The following is a 21,599-nucleotide window of genomic DNA, read 5'->3' on the forward strand; positions in this document are numbered from 1 at the left end:
ATGTAAACCCCGACCACATGAGGTCGGGGTTTCTGCTTTCATCGACGTTGTACTCTCGTTATTATTCATATTCCATAGCAGAATCAACAGGTTCATCAGACGCGATGTCGATAACGGCTTGATATAAATTCGGCGGATACTCGGCGATTCTGTGGCATAAATACAAATACCACTCGTGGCCATAAGTCAGATAGATGCGAACGGGATAACCTGCTTTCCTCAGCTTGCTGCTCAAATCCGGCCGAATCCCGTATAACATTTCGAATTCTACCCCCGGCTTTAGCGCCCATCCCCGATTGATCACCTCATCTACGATGCGCTCATCATGGGTGGCAATTGATACGCGATGCCCTTTATCGATCGATTGCTCCAAGAGATGTAAATAGCGTTCATTGAGAGCGTCTGAACGTGAAATCGCCAGATGTTTCGGCTCTTGATATGCCCCTTTCACAAGGCGCAGACGTCTAGGATCAGCCTGCAAGTCATTCATGTACTGAGCTGTGAGGTGCAGCTGCGCTTGCAATGTGATGCCAATATTCGGATAGATGGCTGCCGCACGTTCATAGATCGCAAGAATCGCTTCCGTTTTGGCGGATTCCTCCATGCTAATAAATAATTCTATTTCAGTTTGCTGGGTCTGGTCCGCCAAGGTCGCCAAATGCTTGAACGCTAATGCGTCGTCTACCGATAAACCGATGTGGGAAAGGTCAAACGACACGCGAGCGGCCATTCCGCGATCAGTCAGATTCTTAATAAGCTGCTTCATTTCTAGTGCCGCCGCTTCACAAGACTGGACATCTGTCGCGTTCTCTCCAATGTACTCTAAAGAAACCGCATATCCCTTATTAATCAGCCTGAGCCCGGCTTCCAGACCGGCAGTTCTATCCTCTCCCGTCACATACTTAGCTGCAGCACGTTGCAGCATATGGTAGATGGATGGCGTCTGCTCGACATAAGCTTTCAAATCCCCTCGCCGAGCAATGGATTTCATTGTTTCTGTAAATTGCTTTTCTAAATCAACTTTTGTCACCATATACTGTTCCTCCTCTTGTTGTCTGATTTCAGTGTACAATCGAGACCAACGAAGAGGATTGTATAAAATTGCTCTTTTCTAAATCGATATCGCGTAAGTTTGAGGCGTCGCACCTACTATTCGGGCAAAAGCTTTCGTAAAATGACTTTGATCATAAAAACCTGTGTTAACGGCTATTTCGGCGATAGGCCGCCGTTTCTTCAGTTCTATCTTGGCATGATTAATGCGCAGCAGATTCTGATACGCATGAGGAGGCAAATGCGTACTTTTCTTAAACAATCGAATGAGATGATAACGGCTGGCGCCGATCTCTTGCTCCAACGTTTCAAGCGTGATCCGATCCTTGTAGTGCGCATGAATATATTCCTTGACTCGTTTGACGTACTTCTGCTCCAGCGCTCCGTACGGTTCGTGCACAAGGTCGGATTCATGCTTAGCGATGAGCATGTGCGCAAGTTCGATTAACGAAGTTTCAATCTCCAGAGAAGATTCATTACAGACAAGGGTTTCCATGGTTCGATTGAATAGTTTCCTGCATGCTTTGTTCTTCCCGTCCTCTAGTAAAAACGGAAATTGAAGTCTATTGATATGAGGCAGTTCGATTTGTTCGAACCATTCCGGTTTAATGAACAACATTTTGTATTTCCAGTCGGCATTCTCAGCAGGCTGACAAGCATGGAGCATGTGCGGAGGAAAGTTGATCATTCTTCCCGATTCCACACGCCATAACAAGCCTTCGCACCACGCTTGCGTTTCGCCTTCATCTATTAATCCGATTGAGTGTTCCTCATGAAAATGTTTCTGATAAGCTAAGTCGCTTTTCCGACATCGTTTTGCTTCCAAGAAAGGCAATGCCTCGTCTCGATAAAATGTTACATCAGCCATGTATGTGTGATCCTCCAATGTGAATGAACAGATTCATTTTATCATAGGCACTTTAGGCAGAGTCGGAACAAATAACTACCAGCGTTGATGCCGTATGCCCGACGGTAACACAATAGCACATAAACGAAGGATGCGCTTATACTCCGAACCTGCCGGAATTTTGCAGTCTTAGGAAACGATTTTGGAGCAAAACTGCCTAAGTCTTAAAACTACTATTTATCAGCTACGACACGTAGGGGCGGATAAGTGATATAATTTTATTACTGCTTACTAGTAAGATAATTGCAGAAGATGGCGTTGAAAATCTGACAACAAAGGAGCCAATGATAAATGAACGTTGTTTATCAATTTGAAGAAGTAGCCAGACTTCCCTTGCCCGGGGATAACTGCGCCGTTGCGATTCGCCAGTTGGACTCCGGTACCGTTATTCAGTTTGAGGGCCAGTCCTTCACCTTGGATTATACGGTTATGGAAGGTCATCGATTTGCGGTGAAAGCAATTGCACAAGGGGAAGAGCTGCTGTCGTGGCAATTGCCTTTCGGCGCGGCGTTAGAGCCAATTCAGCCCGGTCACTATGTGATCAACGAAACTGTTCTGCAAGCGCTTAGTGTGCGTAATCTGGCATTCGCATTGCCGCCTGTGCCCAACTTTGCGGATCAAGTTCATCCTTATGTTCTTGACGAGGAGAACTTCCAGCCGGCGCCAGCATCGCCAGCTTACGAGGATACGCGCACTTTCATGGGGTATCGTCGCCATGTAGATCGCGGGGTTGGTACCCGGAACTACGTTGTCCTGCTTGGCACTACTTCGCACACGGGCAGCTATGTGAAGAAGCTTGCCGCTCGTCTGCATGACGAATGCAAGAACTATGCGAATGTCGACGGAATTGTTCCTGCAGCGCATACGGAAGGCGGCACGGAGAATCCCAATAACGCTGAATTGCTGCTTCGTACGCTAGCTGGGTTTATCGCTAACCCTAACGTTGGCGCCGTATTGGTTGTCGATTATGGCAATGAATCGATCACGAACAAAATGGTGGAGGCTTATGCGCGCGAGAACGGCTACCCGATCGATGATGTGCTCCATAAGTTCGTGTCGCTCACAGACAGCTTCGACGAGGAGTTAGTTAAGGGTGAAGCGTTAGTAAGGGAGTGGCTGCCTACTGTTAATGCGATGCAACGGACGCCCGAATCCATTCGTCACTTGCGTATCGGATTGCAGTGCGGCGGTTCGGACGCATTCTCTGGCGTATCCGCGAATCCGCTGCTGGGCTGGGTGTCGGAACAATTGGTGCGTTACGGCGGCGCGGCCAGCCTGGCTGAGACCGATGAATTGATTGGTGCGGAGCCTTATATTCTCTCAAAAGTACGTAATGTGGAAACCGCACGCAAATTTCTTGAACTTGTAGATCGGTTTAAGGAACGCACGTCGTGGCACGGCACCAGCGCGGAAGGTAACCCATCTGGCGGTAACATGTATCGCGGCTTGTACAACATTTATCTCAAATCCATAGGCGCAGCCATGAAGAAAGACCCTGTAACGCGGATTGACTATGCAACCGAGTATGGGGAGCTTATGAAGGACGGCGGCTACTATTTCATGGACAGTCCTGGCAATGACCTGGAGAGCATCGCTGGTCAGGTAGCCGCAGGCTGCAACATGATCTTCTTTACGACGGGCAACGGTTCGATCACCAATTTCCCTTACGTGCCGACGGTCAAGGTAGTCACAACGACTCGCCGCTTCCAATTGCTCTCGAATGATATGGACGTGAATGCGGGACAATATCTGGAAGGCAAGTCGATGGATGAGCTGGGCCAAGAGGTATTCGAACTGGCGATCCAAATCGCTTCCGGCCAGCGAAGCGTCGGTGAGAAGGCGGGCCATGCTCAGGTACAAATTTGGCGCAACTGGCAGCAGAACGATGCGGGCCAGCTGGATGCCTTGCTGCACGCTCCAGTACCGACAGGAGCGCCAATTGAAATTCAAGAGGATGCAGTAACGATGGCTAATCCAATTGAATTTACTTTTACTCGACATCGCGATCGGCAGTCCAGTGACAATATTGGATTGATTGTGCCGACGAGTCTATGTGCTGGACAAGTAGCTAACATGATCACTCAGCGTCTGAACAAGCAAGGAGCAGGACAGTCTGATCTCTCTCGCTTTGTCACATTGGCACACACGGAGGGCTGCGGTACATCAGGAGGACCGGCTGAATCGCTGTTTGCCCGTACGATGATTGGCTATATTACGCACCCGATGGTGGAGCACTGTTTGCTGCTGGAGCATGGCTGCGAGAAAACGCACAACGATTATATGCGTCATCAGATGGAAGTGCATGGCGTCGATGCAAGCCGCCTCGGATATGCTAGCATCCAGCTTGACGGGGGAATCGCCAAGGTGAGCGAGAAGGTCGAAGCTTGGTTTGCCGATCGATTGGCAGCAGTCGAGCCTGCAGAGAAGGTGACGGTCGGTCTGGAAGGACTCCGTATCGGAATCGTAAGCGACGGTGCCATTACCGACGATGCTGGCAAACAGCTAGCGCAGCTGACCAAGATGATTGTTGGCGCTGGTGGCGTGGTCGTCGTTCCTGAGAACAGTGGATTGCTTGCAGCGACAACATTCGGCCAACACCTTTTTGCATCGTCTCAAGTTTGCCCGTCCATCGCCTATGGTGAACATGTTCGCAACAATGGCCTCCACGTTATGGAGACACCTACAACACATTGGGTTGAGACAATTACGGGACTCGCTGCTACAGGTGTAGAATTAGTGATTGCACTGGTCGGCAACCGTCCGATGCAGACGCATCCGTTCGTACCGATGCTGCAAATGTCAGCAGAGCAGGGCATGCTGCAGAATCATCAGGAAGATCTTGATTTGGTACTCATGGGCAGCCCGGACGTATGGGTGAGTCAAATTCTTGAGCGAAGCAAGCAGATTATGGAGCATACTTATGTGCCGCGTCTCTACCAGAAAGGTAATATCGATTTCCAAATGACGCGCGGCTTCTTGGGCGTGTCGTTATAATCTAGATATTAATGAAAAGAGAGGACTACACGATGTCGAACACACTTTTATCCAAACGGCCGCTCGGCAATACCGGTTTGCTCGTAACGCCGCTATGTATTGGAGCCGCTCCGCTTGGAGATATGCCGGAAACCTTCCAATATGGTGTGCTGGAAGAACAGGCGCTGGACACGCTTCGTACTGCCTTCGAGAGCTCGATCAACTTCTTGGATACGGCTGCAGCATACGGCAATGGCGAGAGCGAGCGGAGAATCGGCAAAGCGATTAAAGCAAATGGCGGGCTTCCGGCAGATTACGTATTGGCGACTAAAGCTGATCGCGACTTGACGACCGGCGACTTCAGCGGCGAACAGATCAAACGATCGATCGAAGGAAGTCTCGAACGTTTAGGTCTTGATCGTCTGCAATACGTTTATATTCATGATCCTGAACATACCACCTTTGAAAACATTATGGGACCCGGTGGGGCTCTAGAGGTGCTGAGAGATTATCTTGATCAAAGAGTTATCGGTAACATTGGAATTTCTGGCGGACCGATCGATATGCTTATTCAATATGTCGAAACAGGAGCGTTCAGCGCTGTAGAGACGCATAATCGATATACGCTGCTTAATCGATGTGCCGAGCCATTGCTTGATGTCGCGAGTCGTATGGGCGTCGCCGTCATTAACGGCGCACCTTATGGCAGCGGCATATTGGCCAAAGGTCCGGATGCCTATGCACGTTACGCCTATAGCGAAGCTCCGGCAATCGTAATCGAACGGGCGCGTTCGTTCGCGAAAGTTTGCCAAGAGTATGATGTGCCACTGGCGGCTGCTGCGCTTCAATTCTCTCTTCGCGACCCGCGAATTGCCAGTACAGTTATCGGCATGACCAAACCGGAACGGGTAGCCCAGACGATAGAGTTCGCGAATTACCCGATTTCTGCTGAGCTATGGCCGGCGCTTGACGCATTCGGCTACGATGTAACCGATCCAGAAGCGACGCGGTTTTAGACTGCTGAGCAAGTTTACAACGGCCACTGTGGCAATATGCAGCGAGAGCTAGAGCATGAGTATAAGCAGTAATGAGTCTTTTGAAGCTTTAGGGGAAATATCAAAAGGACAGGCGACACCCCTTTTCGTTCCGACTGAAAAGGTTAACGTATTCTTGAATCATTAAACTGGACCTTACTAAAAGGATCTCATTCATTCTACACCGTAGACCTGCAAGGCATTGTTTGTAAACCCCGACCACATAAGGTCGGGGTTTATTTATGTGGTAAAAGCGAAGGGTCCGTAGCCCCTTTATCCAAATTTTAAGTGAGTCAACTACTTTTGTAGGATATGATGGGTTTGAATGTAGTCGGTACTAAAGAGATGAGGGCGTCATTGTGAAGAAGTGGCTGTTAGCGATTTTTTTGCTATCTTTAACAATAGGACTTGCTGCTTGCCAATCGGATTCTTCGGACCAGACGCGCGAGGAGCAGCAGGAGGGATCGATACCGAGCTCAACTGAAGATCAGCAGGCGGAGATGGTTAATGAGTCGAGGGATGAGATTGTTATTACCGACATCGCAACTTGGACGCATCCGGTCAAGAGCATTTTGTCAGGTGTGCCATTCGAGTTACATAAGGTTATATTGACGAATGAGTCTACCTATCCAAAGTTTTATGTTCAGTACCCGGATGTAGAGGCTCTGAAGACTTCGCAGGACTTACCGGATAAACTGCTGGCTATTGCCAAGGAGAATGGATATTGGGATTATGAACTTGTGAATGAACAAGGCAAGCTGACCATCGAGGTGAAAATCGATAAAAAAGCGAAGCGCATCAAGAGCATTCTGGTGAATGGCGAACCGTATTCGGTACCTGACGCCGTGAATCAAGATGCGGGCTCTTCGGCGGACGGGGAAGCTAAAGTTCCTGAATCCATTGTAGTTCCTAAGAAGTATGCGGCTTTTGTTGAAGAACACTCTCTTGGAAGCCTTGACGATGTTAACTTCTTCAAGACCGTAGACTTAAACGGGGACGGGATCGAGGAAGCGGTGATTGCATTCTCGGATGTTTATAAAATTTATGTACTTGGCGAAAACAATAGCGAAGTCAAACAATTGGGCGACTCGCTGCAAAGTGCTTATGGAGTGTATAACATCCGGTTCATTCATTTGCAGGACCGGCCTGAGCCTGTCATTGCGTTCGGCTTGTCTAATGGGGGCGGACTGGATGGATTCTGGCTTATTGGCCTCCAAGGAGAGAAGCTCGAAGAGATTTCATATAGCGCATCTGCTACCGGAGCTGGTGTAGATGAGTTAATTGATGCCGATCAGGATGGGAAATATGATGGTTATGTACAAGAGCGATATAGCTATGATGTTATGTATTATCATGTACTTCGAACATTCGAACTCCGTAACCACGAGTTTGTTCAGACTCGGACTAGCGTTGATCTAGGGAAGTATCCTGCAGAGGCGCGGGATGTCATTGCTCAATATATAACGCTGCATGTACTCGATGATGGCTATTCTCCTGAGTTAACGCAGCGCTTAGCAGAGCTATGTCCATCATGTACGGAGGATCAGTTATTGAGATTCGAACATCAATGGAAAACATTCAAAGACTTTGATACTTTCAGTTTGCATGAGTTGTTAATGGATAATGAGAGCATGATTGAGCAAGTAGATCCGAAGATGAATGTAAAGACGATTATACTTACCGAATCGATGGACAATGGGATAGATGGGAAGCTCACAGTACGCCTCGAGAAAACGAAAGACAGATGGGTCATAATTGATTTCTAGTGATAGGTGTAGCCTCTTGATCGCTTGCGGTCAAGGGGCTTTTGTGAACAGCTTGCATGTAATAGCAACAATCCGGCAAATTGTGGTTATGCTAAGCCGCGCTTCTTTTAATATGGTATGATATGGATAAAAATAGTGAGGATTACTCGGAATGAAAAATCGACTATTTTTTCTGGATAACATACGTACGTTTCTAACCATGTTGCTCATAATATTCCACACCGCTATTGCTTACGGAGCGTCGGGGTCATGGATTCTTGATGACGTAGATAAGAGCGAAATCAATGCGACAATTGTTCTGTTAACGATCTTTACCGGAGTATGCCAGGCTTTCTTCATGGGACTCTTCTTTTTGATCTCTTCGTATTTCTTCCCGACATCGTATGAGAGAAAAGGAGCTTTTCAGTTTCTAAAGGGGCGGCTTGTACGTCTAGGAATTCCTCTGCTCATTTATTATTTTGTGATTGGCCCTATGACGGTATGGTATGCCAAATTTCGAGATCAACAAACGATGGTTCAGTTTTATAAGGATAACGTTTGGAGTTTCCGTTGGACTTTCTTTGGTCCTGCTTGGTTTCTGGAAGCCTCTATTTACTTCACCTTGCTCTATATTCTCTTTCGACTTCTTACAAAAGATCGGATCACGAAGAAATCGATTGTTTTTCCCAACAGTAAGACGCTCGTTACTGTGGCGATTGCTCTTGGATTAAGCGCATTTGCAGTACGTCTGGTTTATCCTACGGGCACGGGACCCTTGGAACTGCAATTGGGTTACTTTCCATCCTACATATTGCTGTTCATTGCTGGTATTATTGCGCAAAGACAAGGATGGTTGGAACAAATTCCGGGCAAAATAGAACGGTTATGGAAATGGGTAGCGTTGATTGGCGTGGTGCCCGTTTTGCCACTCGGACTGATCTTAACCGGGGCATTAGATGGAGACGTTCATTTTGACGGCGGATTTAACATGCAGGCCTTGTTTTATGCGATGTGGGAGCCATTCATCTGTTTAGGGATCATTATTTTCCTGCTTTCTTATTTCCACAGAAGATTCAATACGATGAATGCATTCTCGAAATGGTTATCTGATAATGCCTATACGGTCTATTTGATTCACCCGCCAGTCGTTGTCGGATGGACGATCGCTTTTCATGGAGTCGGCGTACCGGCTATCATTAAATGGATCATGGTCTCGGCCCTTTCTATCGCTGTTTGTTTTATTGTCGCCAGTGCAATTCGAATGCTGCCTTATGCCAAACGTGTGTTTTAATAGGAAGTATCCTGGCATCCGCTAATCATCAGATCAGAGCTCCTAACGATTATTCATTAAACTGGGGTCCATTGGGATTAGCTATTTAAGGGTTTGTGTGATATGATGTATATATAAATGTCGTGACTGAATTCACATAGCGTAGAGGGTTATTTACCTAGAGGCAATAACCTTGTACGGTATGTGAATTTTTTATTTCTTTTTCGATAAGAAGGTCATGTAAATATAAATAAGGTGGTTATCCAATTGGAAAAAGGTACAGTGAAATGGTTCAATGCAGAAAAAGGATTCGGTTTTATTGAAGTAGAAGGCGGCGGCGATGTATTCGTACATTTCAGCGCAATCACTGGTGACGGCTACAAATCCCTGGATGAAGGCCAACGCGTTGAATTTAACGTCGTACAAGGCAACCGCGGACCACAAGCCGAGAATGTTGTAAAACTGTAAGTTAGTACTTCAAGCCCCGAACGAACATTTCGTTTGGGGCATTTTTTATCGCAACATCTATTTCATGGAGAGAAAGAGGGATGTACAATTGTATAATAATTCTCGAAAAAAAACACTTGAAGAAATCCCCCTAGTGCCAACCGCCATATGGTCTTGTACAGATGAAAACTGTCGCGGATGGATGAGAGATAATTTTGTTTTCTCCGTCGTTCCTGTATGCTCTCTATGCCAATCCGAAATGGTTAAAGGCGAAAAAATGCTGGCAGCCGTCACCAATACGAGCCCACTCCAGATTAAGCTGTGAATAGGTAATCTTGATAGTAATTCCATTCTCCACGGCTCAAACCAAAATCCGGAACCATACAGGTTGTGGGTTTTGGTTTGAGCTTTTATTAGGAGAGGCGGCGATGAGACCCTCTAACAGACCTTTTCAAGGGGATCGCTGCTCGAATTCTTTTTGCATTCTGCAAAGAATGTGATATAAATCACATTCTTCTCTATCGAAGTATGTTAAATTAAAGCTGCAAGGAGAAAGCAATACATAGCAACAAGAAGAAGGGAAGTATGAACCATGAAAACCCCAGTTCAGAAACGTTCTCGGTTCGAGCGATCTAATATCTCGCGGCAATCCCAGTTTATCGAGTAATTCGGAAGCTAGTTATTTTTTTAGGATATTACGTGAAAAAAATCACAATAATAAAATCGGAGATGATTGTCATGTTAGCATGGCTTAGGACTAATAAATATGTTGCGATTCTTATGATTTTCATTCGTGTCTACCTTGGTTACCAATGGATCGAAGGGGGCTGGCACAAGCTGACGGGCGGTTTCGATGCTGCTGGATTTCTGAAAAATGCAATCGCGAACCCGATCGCCGATAAAACGACGCATGAGTTGGTTTATCCGAACTTCGTATACTTCATCGAGCACTTCGCGATGCCGAACGTAAAGCTCTTTAACATCATCATCCCAATCGGCGAATTCCTCGTAGGCGCCGGATTGATTCTCGGGGGACTGACTGCAGCGGCAGCCTTCTTCGGACTCTTAATGAACTTCATGTTCATGTTCGCCGGAACACTGAACACGAACCCATGGCTTGTCCTTCTCGGAGGAATCGTGCTCTTCGCAGGTACTAACGCAGGACGCTATGGATTGGACTACTACTTGCTCCCGCTGCTGCGCAAAGCACTCAAACATAAGAAGCCTGGTGGAGGCGAAACAATGACTCCTATCGGTACGGCAAACGCCCACTAGCTAAGTAGCTCCAGCAAAAAACGAACCCCCTCGATTCGAGGGGGTCAGCTATTTCATACAGCTGTGAGACAGATTTTATTTTTCATGATACAATCATTTCAAAATCATAGACCGGACACGGAAGCACCGTGCGAGTAGAATGTATATTCTGCTTGCTCGGTGTTTTTTTGTCTCTCTCGAGGAGGATGGAAATGTATCAGAATGTAGAATTCCCGAGGAAGGTAACGGAGAAGTGGCTAACCAAGGCGTTCGCCCCGCTAAAGGATCATTTGGATAAGCACCATTCGGATAATGAGAAGGAAATCATGGCGTGGATGGAGTTCAAGGGTAATTGGGATGGTAAGTTTATCTATGAGAATACGATGACACAGGGTCAAATTATTTTTGCTCAGGATGGACGGGTGATCTCAATCGACGATAATGCTTTGCACTATAAATACGAGCTCGGTTATGAGCGGATTCCGGTGGTAACCGACTTTTATCACCCCAATGTGGATAAATGGATTGAACAGGTTGCAAGTAAAAAGAAGGCTTCCATCTTCCGTGAAGAGCTACGGCTGTTCTTGCAACACATTTGGGGACCGATGGCTAATTTTGATTTTAGCGACTTAAACGTCGGTTATCCGCTTCAAGGTTCGGGTTCATCGTTTTGTTTGTATGTCTATCCGTCACGATTCCACAAGCTGATCGCGTTTCAATTTGTCGGCGAGGAGATCGTGAAACGTACCTGCAGTTTGAGGCAATATCACAAGTTTGAGGAGAGCGAACGGGAATTTGCTTATCAGGGCTGGCAGCTCACGACGCTGATCCACGAACTGCTGCAATATGAGCCGGAACTATCGACGATGCGCGAAGTCATAAAGAAGGGTTTCGGGCTGGCCGACTGGCGCGTTGAAGACGATACGGAGTTTGTGCTTAGCACGAGGGTGGATTAAACTGAGCACGTTGATAACGATGTTAAGGATGGCAGAACAAATGAGTTACATTGTTCAGCCGTCTTTTTTGTATACCAGACTTTTCCCGATCGGATCACAAACAATTCTATTATAATAAGCCCCTTATCAGGCCCGCGAATCCTGTTCAAACCTATCTATTTTGATCATATGGGTTAAAAATGATCATCCTAGGACGAATCAAGAATGTCTTATTGTTGCTAAGAGGAAAGCATAATACGATCTCCATGTATCTGGTTGCATATAATCATCCTGTGAACAAGGAGGTAGCCGTCCGCCTTATCGCTTCGTGAAAGCGCTTCATCAAACTTGTAACATGTAGTATGGCACAACATCTCAAGGAGGTTATGTCTCTATGCATGCTACAGCACATAGGGCTGTAAAGAAGAGGTTAAGCGTCAAAGTAACCAGCCTATTATTGAGTCTGGCACTAGTTGTTCCGGTTATCCCTCAAACGGTATTGGCTGCTGATGGCGGTTCGACAACTGTCGCTTTGACCCAAGTGGGAAGTGTATTGGACTTTGAGAATGGCGAGCTAGCAGGGACAGTCACTGGTGCTCCGGCAACCTCAGGATCTGGTTCAATTACGGTAGCGGACATGGGCTCCAAAGTGCTTCGTATTCAACCGCCAGGATCCGATACCGATTCGAGTACGGCGAAACAAGCAAGTTATTGGTGGACGCTTCCCCTTAATAGCGGAGAATATGACCTTACCGGCAAAGATAAGGTTGAAGTTACCTTTGATTGGTGGGTTGATATTACCCGCCCTAGCGCAAACTCGCTTGACGTTCGTCTTAACGACGATATGGATCAAGTCGTAACGCTTCGAACTTCCGGAGGAGGTACGAATGCGAACTCACCGGCAACGGTATCCTTTTACACCGGCAATATGGCTGCTAATAATGCTCCGGCAACAGGCACCGCCACTAATGCGCTAACAGAAGTACCGCGGCTGACGAAACTTACGGCAACCATAAACGTTGATCTTCTGGCGCAAGTAGCTTCAATCAGCGTTAACGACGGTGGTTCAAGGGCATATACCACGCCACAGCCGATCGCAATAGGTTCCGATAAGCTGACCAGCTTGAGCATCGGCGCGAGCCGGGCAAGCGGACAGAACTGGGCAAGGTTTAATGCGGTTACGGGCGTTGATTGGGATGAGAGCACCTACGGGATGCGTGTAGATAACATCATCTTCAAAGCTGCTTCATCCGGCGATGTCAAACCGATCATTAACCCAAGTGAAATAACGATAACTCCAACCTCTGCTAATCTGGAATATGGAGCAGGTTCGCTTGCGGACAAGCACTCGGCCACATTCAGTGCAGCTGTCATGCCTATTAATGCAACAGATAGAACGTTCACATGGTCGATCAGCGATGACAGCATCGCCACTATAAATGTTAACGATGATAACAGCGTAACTGTTACTGGCATTGGTGCGGGTGATGCTAATCTTATAGCTACGTCTAATATGGACGGCACTATCAAGGGCAGTGTGCCGATCAATGTCAAATATGTACCATCGATTACTGAACCAACGCCAGATTTCTCCGCCCTATTAGCGGAAGGGTACACGCAGGCATTCGGCAGCAATTTCGCCGGTGACGATGCAACCCCACTGTGGATATTCGCTGGTGGCACCTACCACAAACTCGCTAGAGAAGATGTTCCTCAGATCAATAATTATTTCAGATTTGATGCAGCCGGCTCCGGTAATCGCGGCGGTAAGGGAGATTTGCCTCACGCCGTTTACGGCAGTAAGGTTTATGTCAATTTAGACTGGAAGGTTCCGGCGGTTACCACGGCACAGAATACGTTTAACCTAAGCTTCCAGGACGGAGCCAATGTTCTGCTTAGTTTAAGAACTGGCACGTGGAACGGCGCAAGGACAATAGGCGCTTTTGCAGGGACTCTGCCAGGGCCGACCGGCTCGGATCCAGCTTATTTCTGGAGCAGCGACCGTTACCATGCGTTTACTTATAAAGATGTTAATGTGTGGTATAAGGTAGGCATAGAGTTTGATTTCGATACGTTGACTGCTGCGGTATCCCTTGTTCCTAGGGATAATGCTGCCGCGGTGCCATCGGTGGTGACGGTACCTTTCGAGGGAAATCAAATAAGCTCCTTTGTTCTTACCGGTGAGCGCGCGGGCGGGAATAACGTCGACGTTACGGATAATGGCGTTGATAACTTGTATTTCTTTACGAAGCCGCTTTCAGCGGACACGATAACGGAAGTGCTGCCGTATGACTTCTTGCCGGAGCGTCCCGCAACGGCGGACAGCAACACGCAACAGAGCTGGTATAAGACTGTTTATATCGGGGATGCAGCTGACGAGGCAGGGCTTAATCTACCGGCTACAATTAATGTTAAGCTGGCGGACGGCAGTACAGCCGAGGTAGGCGTAACTTGGGCATTAACAGAAGCTCCATGGTCTACGCCAGCTGCGACACTCGTTTACGACCCGAATAAACAAGGCGTATTCACCTATGTAGGCACGCTTACAAGCGTTCCTGACGTAGCGGTAAACCGAATGGCAGTAAAAGCGAAACTTTACATTGAGAACCGCAATAAAGATAAAGCGACTACTGAGCCGCTCTCCATGGAATGGCTGGACAGAGGGGTGGTAGCCGTTCCGGTAGATAGCGGACAAGGCATACTTGTAACATGGCGTTTGCTCGCTTCGGAATACAACAAAGGTTTAACCTTTAACGTGTACAGAAACGGTGTCAAAGTTAATGCATCACCGGTTGCTACGCTGGATTATGTTGATGCTGGCGGTAAAGCCGGAGACCAATACGAAGTAGAGACGATTAATACCGGTTCAATAAGCGAACCTGCAACTGCATGGACTAATAATTACATTGACATTCCATTGCAGAAGCCAGCAGATCGTCCGAACCCGGCGCTTGCTTATGGCGCGACATCCAATGCGGAACCGATTAAATACACAGCTAATGACACCTCGGTTGCGGATGTTAACGGAGATGGAAAGTATGAAATTCTAGTCAAATGGTATCCGTCTGAGGCTCAGGATCCGGGCCTGACAAACAGACATACCGGCGAGACGATATTCGATGCTTATACCCTTGAGGGCAAGCTGCTGTGGAGAATCAACCTGGGTATCAATATCGTGTCCAGCGCGCATCATAGCGCGTTCAACTTCTATGATCTGGATCAGGACGGCAAAGCGGAGTTCACGGTTAAGACTGCTGACGGAACCAGGGGTTACCTTCCTAAAGCGGATGGTACAATCAATGACCTGACAGATACGCCAGCTTGGACTCTAGGCGACCCGACAGCGGTATGGGTAGGCGGTCTTAAGAACCCGGCAAACGGCAACAAAGTCAACGATACGGCGCTTGGCCGAGTTGCATCCGGCCCGGAAACATTTACGGTGTTTAACGGTGAGACAGGAGCGCCGATTGATACAGTCGACTATTTTGCACCGTACAATATCACATCCAATTGGGGCGACACCAACAATAACCGCAGCGACCGCTTCAACGGAGCGGTAGCGTATATGCCGAAGAATGGAGAGCAGGGTGCGGCGCCTTATCCTACAGTGATCGAGGTACGCGGTCACTACGGTCCGCATTTTGCAGCTGCCTATCAGTACATCGACGGTAAGATCGAGAAAATTTGGACGTTTAAATTAGCGGATTGGAACGCCGGCAGTAATCAGGGCAATCATAACGTACAGATTGCCGATGTGGATCAAGACGGTTATAGCGAGGTTGTGCTTGGCGGCGTCACGCTGGACCAAGACGGAACACTGTTGTGGAGCACCAACGGAACTAGGGGCACAGCAGCTGCAGGTCACGGAGACGCGCTGCATGTAGGCGCTATGGTACCGAACAGCGACGAGATCTATGTGTTCCAGCCACATGAAGCCGGACCTCCTAACAACGTAACCCTAGTTAAAGGCTCCACAGGGGAACCTGTATGGACGTATGCAGCTAACTTTGGTGATGTCGGGCGTGGCGTTGCAGCCAATGTAACTCCTTTGCCGGGCTACGAGGTCTGGGCAGTAGGAACGCCTATGTACAATATTATGAGCGGCAAGGTTATTACAGGCGATGTAGGAGACATTGGCGTAGCTAACAAGGCTCCTGTTAACTTCATCCTGTATTGGGACGGAGACTTGCTTAGCGAGTTCTTTGATGGGCCAGACAACCTGAACTCACCCAACCCTCCATCCATTAAGAAGTTCAATTATGATGTGGAAACGGGGAACAGCGAGCTTACAACGCTGCAGACTTTGACTGGAACCTATTCCAACAACGGAACAAAGGCGAATCCAAGCCTTATCGCCGATATCTTCGGAGACTGGCGTGATGAGGTTCTTGTTCGCACGAACGACAATAATGCTTTGAGAATCTACACAACGAATATTCCGACGGACAATGTGATTTATACGCTGATGCATGATCCGGAATATCGCTTGGCTGCGAACTCGCAGAACGCGATGTACAATCAGCCGGAGCATTTGAGCTTCTACCTAGGGGAAGACATTCGCTCCGATGTTCAAGCTATGAAGCTTCCTACGCCGAACCTCTACTATACGGTAGAGAATTCTACGCTCTCGACGGCGACGGCAACGTTCTATACGGATGCCAAAGCTGACGTCACGGTGACGGCAACACTAAAAGGTAATAAGCTTACGGGAATCAAGAAAGGCGATACTGCACTTGCCGACACCGACTACTGCCTCGTTGATGCAACTGCGGATGGCAAACAGGTGATTACGATCAAGAGCAGCTATTTGGCAACGCTGTCGAATGGTGATGTCTTAACCTTCTTGTTCAGCGAGGGTGGACCTGCGACACTGAAGATTAACGTGACGACGACGTATACGCCGACGCCGACTCCGACTCCGGTAACTCCGACGGACCCCGGCGCCACACCAGAGGAAGGTTCTGAGACAGATTCAGGCACGCAGACGCCTACTCCTGAGAAGCCGGCATTAAACAACGACATCGCGAACGCAGAGCAGATCAAAGCTAGGCTGCTGCAAGCGTTGCAAGAGAATCCGCCAGTCAACTTCTCTGACGTGCCAGCGAAGTATTGGGCTGCCAAAGCGATCGAATATGCTGCGCAGCTTGGTATTGTCGAAGGTAAGTCTAACGGCAAGTTTAAAGGCTCGGATCATGTAACGCGCGCTGAATTCGTTGCGATGATCGTCCGTGCTTTAGGTATTGATACGACAGGGGAGAACGGTTCCTTCTCCGATACGGATGGTCACTGGGCGGATGCCGCTATCAGAGCCTTGCATCGTGCAGGAATCGTACAGGGTACAGGCAAAGGCGCATTCAATCCTGATCAAGAGATCACTCGTGCCGAGATGTCCGCAATTCTAGCTCGCGTACTGAACATGAGCGCAGCTAACGGGGCATCGAAGTTCTCCGACATCAGCGGTCATTGGGCTGCTGGCAATATCAATCAGCTTAGCCAAGCAGGCATCGTGAACGGTGTCAGCGCCGGCAAGTTCGCACCGAACGATACCGCTACTCGCAATGAGTCGGTGACAATTATCATGCGGATGCTGAACATCGTGCTTGATCTTGGGCTTGATCTGTAAGGGCAGTTATATCTTCAACCGAAATCCACTACCGCATGCGGTAGTGGATTTTTTTTTCTGCAGTTTGCAGCGAAAATAGCGGAAGTGATGTTATGGTAATTGAGTGATAAAATGACTGATGCGATTCGAAGGTGATTAATAGGAGACAGGCCGGAATGATGAGGAGTGGAGGATAAACTTTGAATGGGTACATACGCGTAAAATCGCTGCTTGCAATCGTTATTTTGCTGTTGTACAGCAGTTGTAGTAATCCAGAAGCGCCTGATTATAACGATGAGGATAATCAGGGCGGTGGAAAGAGCCTGGTTCTTGCAGACTTGAATGGGGATAAGGTGAACGATCAGGCATCGATCACCCTGGAGGGGCAGAATATCAACCTGCAAGTAGAGGTTCAGCGGGCGGTGATTAAATTAGAAGGATCCATGCTGGAACAAGATACGCATCCTTTTTATGAAGAGCCTAGTATACATCTACTGAACGAGAAGGATTCCAACCATAAGCTAATCCTTGTAAGCGTCCTATGGAATACGAATAAAATAGGGACAAAAGCTGACCTGTGGGTCTTTACATATGATGAAACCGGTCTAGTGAAAGTATGGGATAGTAACACAGACGGTAGGGTGGAATTGGCATATACCGTTTCGGACTATAGGGATGGAGAAGTGAGTTTAGAAATCCCGAGACTCTCCCTGTCTACTCGAGTACCTATTGATGAGGCTTACTATGAGGGGTATTTGAGCGCACATTCTGAAGGGATCATTGAAGAGACAACAACTAGTATGTACGAGATCAGAGACTTTGATAATGATAATACCCCTGAGCTAATAATCGAGAAAGTAGTATCTACAGGCGCGGTAGAGTGGTTACCATTCCGAAGAGTGCTTGAAGTATATCAAATCGCCAACGATGAATTGCATCTGCTAAAAGTTATCCCTAGAGACAATATTCCCGAACAATCTCAATAGAAGTGGTAAGGACCTTTATTAACACCTTCAGCCTATTTCCGTATCGCAGTATGCGGGGGCGAACAGAGGGTGTTTTTGACTATGTTTGGTCCTGAGAGGCCCATGTCCGTTTGTCGAAAGGGTGAAAAAAAGGAATAAATTAACGAAATTTTATAGTCTAATCGGTAAAAATAGCCTATAATGTAACAAAAGAACTAGGAGCTTGGACACCATGTACGAAGCGTTTTCTGTTTGTGCTACCGAGATGTATCAACGGAAGTACATCGACTTTTTGTTGACTCATTATGAGGGCTTAAGGCTGCCGTTTCCTTTTCCTGTCGCGTTCGGCTTTATTGCGAGTCCCATTCTTATGGCGAATGAATGCTTCTTGTGCTTGGATGACGATGGGGAAGCTGTTGGCGCATTCAGCTATATCCACGGTACTGGCGAAGGTAACTATGAGGATCGACATATTGTACAGCTTCAGGTTGCTTATCTAGCAGAGACGCATAGGTGCACGACATTGTTCCTTCAAGGTCTGTACACACTTGTGGAGCATTTGAACGAGCTGGGCGAAGAGGTATCGGAGCTAGTATTTTGGACGGGGACGGATGACTATACGACAAGGCTGTTCGGTAAGTTCGCCGAGCGGACAAGCATAGGGGAGTCGGTTGTCGGGTACCGTGTTGCGTTGGATAAGCTAAGCAGCTACTTAGCAAGGTTCAAGCGCAGATTGTCATGACATGCATGAGAGCAAGGAGGAATGAGTAGTGGGACGTCTCTACGCGACACCATGTAAACAGGATAAGGACTATGCGAGATTCGCCAGCTACTATATCGAGCACAGCCACGAGTTTGACGAACATTATCCTTTTCAAGAGGCGATTGTGCATCTGGTTGTCTCATTGCACGAGAGTCGGATTCATTTGTTTGATGACGAGAATGGTAAGCTGCAGGGCTTTATTCAATATCGTTACGAGGCAGATCAGGATACGGTATTTATAGAATCTAGCATTGTATCGCCCGCATATCGCAGCGGCCACGCTTTCTATAAAGGCTTCGGAGATTGGCTGCGTCAAGTTATAGAGGAAAACAACGATGTTCGTTGGGTCCGACTCCATGTGCGAGCAGACCATGGCTATCTCAACCGATTGTACGCTAAGTTTGCTAAGCGAATAGGTGAGAGGGAGAGTAATGGCCGATTAGAGGCTGTGTACGAGTCAGCATGCGATGATCTAAGGCGGTATTTAAGACTCGACACCTTATCAAATGATATTAAGTAAAGGAGGTGACAAACTATGTACCCACCGAGACCAGATCTTAAAGAAGTCGTGAAAGGCAGCGGCTTTGGCCGTATCATCCTCGACGCTCTGAAAGCAAACGAGCAAGTAAGAACTTCCGCAGCAGCGGCGAAATAATCGCTAGCTAGCGCAATGGGGGCTGTCCCAACTGTCATCTAGTATGACGTTTGGGACAGCCCCTTTCTCTTTTGACAAGCCGGATGTCATTGAAGCGACGGAGAACGGGGAAACCTTGCAGTATAGCAAAATCAAAAACTAACAGTACAGAACCTGATCATATATGATCAGGTTTTTGTTATAATTATTTCCAAATAAAGTGTATTGCTAGTCAAATCACTAATTATACTGTTACATTATCTTAATATACCCTTGTTGACCTATATGAATTCACCATGGATAATTGTGAAAGTATATACTTATATGAGAATGGATAGAGGTGTTCATCTATGTTTGCAACTGTGAATGGAACCCGTTTGTACTTTGATGTTGAAGGATCCGGTTATGTGCCAGTGGGAAGCTCTATGGTGGCTCGTCCTGTTTTATTCGCCGTACACGGCGGTCCAGGAAGCGATCACTCGGACTTCAAGCCTTGGCTGACGCCGCTGACTGAACATATGCAAATCGTTTACTTAGACCTGCGCAGCAATGGCCAGTCGGAGAGAGTTGATCCGGCGACTTGTACACTAGAGCAATTAGCTGACGATATCGAAGCGATGCGGCTTTACTTGGGCTTCGATCGCATCCATCTACTTGGACACTCGTTCGGAGGAATGGTTGCGCAAGTGTACGCAAGCCGTTATCCGACTTCGCTGGAGAAGCTTCTACTTATCTGTACAGCTCCGAGCAAGGAATTCTATCCTGCGGCGCTTGAGATCGCTAGCCGTATCGCAACGCCAGAACAGCTTCGAGTTATTCCTGAGCTGTTCGAGGGACGAGTTGAGAATGAGGAGCAGCTCATTGCATGGTGGGACATCAACTTCCCGCTGTATTTCCACGTGAAAGATGAACAGCTAATGATGGAAACCGGCAATCGTCCAATTGGATCGCTTGAGGTTGCTAACTATACGTTCAAACATTTCATCCCACAATATGATGTGCGGCCGCAGCTTCTAGCATTCCCAATGCCTGTGCTCATTGTCGCTGCCCGCTATGATTGGATTACACCTGTGTCTCAATCGGAGGAAATGCACCAGTTGATTCCGCAATCGGAACTAATTGTGTTCGAGGAGAGCGGACATATGCCGTTTATTGAAGAGCATGATGCTTTCATTCGTAAAGTGTCCGAATTTGTTGTTGGAGAGGGTGCTTAACGATGATGCCGCTAGAGGAATGGAGAGCCTATCGCCATCAATCGGTCATTGGTCCCCAAGGTGATCTGGCATTGATTCTTCTCCAGAATATCCAAGAACCAACACGTATCGATGGCATACCGGGCCTATGGGCTCCTCGTACATCGGCGTCAAACGGTCTCTTATTGACTGCGTCAATCTCGGATGGTATTACCGTAGATGGCCGACCCGTCGAAGGGACAGTCACGCTGGAGTCGGATGTTTCTGTCGTACAGTTCTCGGATACGCTGAGTGCTATGGCGACCGAACAGCCTGGATCTGAGCATTTGCTGGCCGTGTGGGATATACAAATCGAACCGGTGCAAAGCTTCGATTCGATCTCGACCTACCCGTACGACCCTCAATGGATTATCGAAGGAACCTATGTTGCAGGCGAGCAAGGTCAGACGGCTTCCTTTGCTCATATTGCCGATCAAGAGGGCAGCCTTCGTCATCATCAGTCACCGGGTGAGATCCAGTTCGAAGTAGATGGCGTCCCTTGCCGAATGACCCCTTTCGCATCGGGTGAATCGCTCATCATCATCTTCGGTGACCTGACGAATGGTCAAGAAACGTATGGACTGGGGCGTATGCTGCTCGTTACCGTAAATACCGACGGGACTGCTGTCCTTGATTTCAATCGGGCATTCCTGCCGTCCTGTGCCTTCTCGCATCATTTCAACTGCCCGATTCCGCCGCGGCAGAATCGACTGCCCTTCGAAGTTAAGGCAGGGGAAAAGCAGGTTGTCCATCGTTAAGTTCGTCTCGTTGAATCCATAATAGATGTG

General features: G+C 47.8%; 16 protein-coding genes. 14 read left to right on the top strand and 2 right to left on the bottom strand.

The window, feature by feature from the left end:
* Nucleotides 1-61: 61 nt before the first annotated feature.
* Nucleotides 62-1,033: a proline dehydrogenase family protein gene (locus tag H8B09_RS28805; RefSeq protein ID WP_191207025.1), complete on the bottom strand. Its 972-nt coding sequence runs from the start codon at nt 1,031-1,033 to the stop codon at nt 62-64.
* Between the two features lie 78 nt (nt 1,034-1,111).
* Nucleotides 1,112-1,918, bottom strand: coding sequence for an AraC family transcriptional regulator (locus H8B09_RS28810; protein WP_191207026.1), 807 nt, complete (start codon nt 1,916-1,918; stop codon nt 1,112-1,114).
* 330 nt (nt 1,919-2,248) lie between these two features.
* Here H8B09_RS28810 and H8B09_RS28815 point away from each other — a divergent pair, with 330 nt between their 5' ends.
* From H8B09_RS28815 to H8B09_RS28880, 14 genes are all read left to right on the top strand, one after another.
* On the top strand, nt 2,249-4,951 hold the full coding sequence (locus H8B09_RS28815) for a UxaA family hydrolase (protein WP_191207027.1): 2,703 nt from the start codon (nt 2,249-2,251) through the stop codon (nt 4,949-4,951).
* Nucleotides 4,952-4,983: 32 nt separating this feature from the next.
* Nucleotides 4,984-5,946 (top strand): aldo/keto reductase, encoded by a 963-nt coding sequence (locus H8B09_RS28820; RefSeq protein ID WP_191207028.1) that lies wholly within the window; start codon nt 4,984-4,986, stop codon nt 5,944-5,946.
* A gap of 377 nt (nt 5,947-6,323) precedes the next feature.
* Nucleotides 6,324-7,730 carry a hypothetical protein gene (locus tag H8B09_RS28825; RefSeq protein WP_191207029.1) on the top strand — a complete coding sequence of 469 codons (1,407 nt, stop codon included), beginning with the start codon at nt 6,324-6,326 and terminating at the stop codon, nt 7,728-7,730.
* Nucleotides 7,731-7,881: 151 nt separating this feature from the next.
* Complete coding sequence (locus tag H8B09_RS28830) at nt 7,882-9,000, top strand: acyltransferase family protein (RefSeq protein ID WP_191207030.1); 1,119 nt, start codon at nt 7,882-7,884, stop codon at nt 8,998-9,000.
* Between the two features lie 246 nt (nt 9,001-9,246).
* Entirely contained in the window at nt 9,247-9,447 is a 201-nt protein-coding gene (locus tag H8B09_RS28835; RefSeq protein WP_191207031.1) for a cold-shock protein, read from the top strand.
* Nucleotides 9,448-9,511: 64 nt separating this feature from the next.
* Entirely contained in the window at nt 9,512-9,751 is a 240-nt protein-coding gene (locus tag H8B09_RS28840) for a cold-shock protein (protein WP_397376106.1), read from the top strand.
* 413 nt (nt 9,752-10,164) lie between these two features.
* Nucleotides 10,165-10,701 carry a DoxX family protein gene (locus H8B09_RS28845; RefSeq protein WP_191207033.1) on the top strand — a complete coding sequence of 179 codons (537 nt, stop codon included), beginning with the start codon at nt 10,165-10,167 and terminating at the stop codon, nt 10,699-10,701.
* Nucleotides 10,702-10,892: 191 nt separating this feature from the next.
* A complete protein-coding gene (locus tag H8B09_RS28850) occupies nt 10,893-11,636 on the top strand; it encodes a hypothetical protein (RefSeq protein WP_191207034.1) in 744 nt (247 codons plus the stop codon).
* A gap of 373 nt (nt 11,637-12,009) precedes the next feature.
* Nucleotides 12,010-17,238 carry a rhamnogalacturonan lyase family protein gene (locus H8B09_RS28855; protein ID WP_191207035.1) on the top strand — a complete coding sequence of 1,743 codons (5,229 nt, stop codon included), beginning with the start codon at nt 12,010-12,012 and terminating at the stop codon, nt 17,236-17,238.
* Between the two features lie 179 nt (nt 17,239-17,417).
* Complete coding sequence (locus H8B09_RS28860; RefSeq protein WP_191207036.1) at nt 17,418-18,203, top strand: hypothetical protein; 786 nt, start codon at nt 17,418-17,420, stop codon at nt 18,201-18,203.
* Nucleotides 18,204-18,414: 211 nt separating this feature from the next.
* A complete protein-coding gene (locus tag H8B09_RS28865; RefSeq protein WP_224754112.1) occupies nt 18,415-18,924 on the top strand; it encodes a hypothetical protein in 510 nt (169 codons plus the stop codon).
* Between the two features lie 28 nt (nt 18,925-18,952).
* Nucleotides 18,953-19,465, top strand: a complete 513-nt coding sequence (locus H8B09_RS28870; protein WP_191207038.1) for an N-acetyltransferase — start codon at nt 18,953-18,955, stop codon at nt 19,463-19,465.
* 464 nt (nt 19,466-19,929) lie between these two features.
* A complete protein-coding gene (locus H8B09_RS28875; protein WP_191207039.1) occupies nt 19,930-20,793 on the top strand; it encodes an alpha/beta fold hydrolase in 864 nt (287 codons plus the stop codon).
* A gap of 2 nt (nt 20,794-20,795) precedes the next feature.
* A complete protein-coding gene (locus H8B09_RS28880; RefSeq protein ID WP_191207040.1) occupies nt 20,796-21,569 on the top strand; it encodes a DUF1684 domain-containing protein in 774 nt (257 codons plus the stop codon).
* The last annotated feature ends 30 nt before the right edge of the window (nt 21,570-21,599 follow it).

Origin of the sequence: Paenibacillus terricola (assembly GCF_014779765.1) — a bacterium.
GTDB classification, from domain to species: domain Bacteria; phylum Bacillota; class Bacilli; order Paenibacillales; family Paenibacillaceae; genus Paenibacillus_T; species Paenibacillus_T terricola.

Excerpts from the sequence above, each read along its gene's own strand:
- H8B09_RS28805 (WP_191207025.1), bottom strand. The coding sequence starts at position 1,033 with ATGGTGACAAAAGTTGATTTAGAAAAGCAATTTACAGAAACAATGAAA.
- H8B09_RS28810 (WP_191207026.1), bottom strand. The coding sequence starts at position 1,918 with ATGGCTGATGTAACATTTTATCGAGACGAGGCATTGCCTTTCTTGGAA.
- H8B09_RS28815 (WP_191207027.1), top strand. The coding sequence starts at position 2,249 with ATGAACGTTGTTTATCAATTTGAAGAAGTAGCCAGACTTCCCTTGCCC.
- H8B09_RS28820 (WP_191207028.1), top strand. The coding sequence starts at position 4,984 with ATGTCGAACACACTTTTATCCAAACGGCCGCTCGGCAATACCGGTTTG.
- H8B09_RS28830 (WP_191207030.1), top strand. The coding sequence starts at position 7,882 with ATGAAAAATCGACTATTTTTTCTGGATAACATACGTACGTTTCTAACC.
- H8B09_RS28840 (WP_397376106.1), top strand. The coding sequence starts at position 9,512 with ATGGAGAGAAAGAGGGATGTACAATTGTATAATAATTCTCGAAAAAAA.
- H8B09_RS28845 (WP_191207033.1), top strand. The coding sequence starts at position 10,165 with ATGTTAGCATGGCTTAGGACTAATAAATATGTTGCGATTCTTATGATT.
- H8B09_RS28850 (WP_191207034.1), top strand. The coding sequence starts at position 10,893 with ATGTATCAGAATGTAGAATTCCCGAGGAAGGTAACGGAGAAGTGGCTA.
- H8B09_RS28855 (WP_191207035.1), top strand. The coding sequence starts at position 12,010 with ATGCATGCTACAGCACATAGGGCTGTAAAGAAGAGGTTAAGCGTCAAA.
- H8B09_RS28865 (WP_224754112.1), top strand. The coding sequence starts at position 18,415 with ATGTACGAAGCGTTTTCTGTTTGTGCTACCGAGATGTATCAACGGAAG.
- H8B09_RS28875 (WP_191207039.1), top strand. The coding sequence starts at position 19,930 with ATGTTTGCAACTGTGAATGGAACCCGTTTGTACTTTGATGTTGAAGGA.
- H8B09_RS28880 (WP_191207040.1), top strand. The coding sequence starts at position 20,796 with ATGATGCCGCTAGAGGAATGGAGAGCCTATCGCCATCAATCGGTCATT.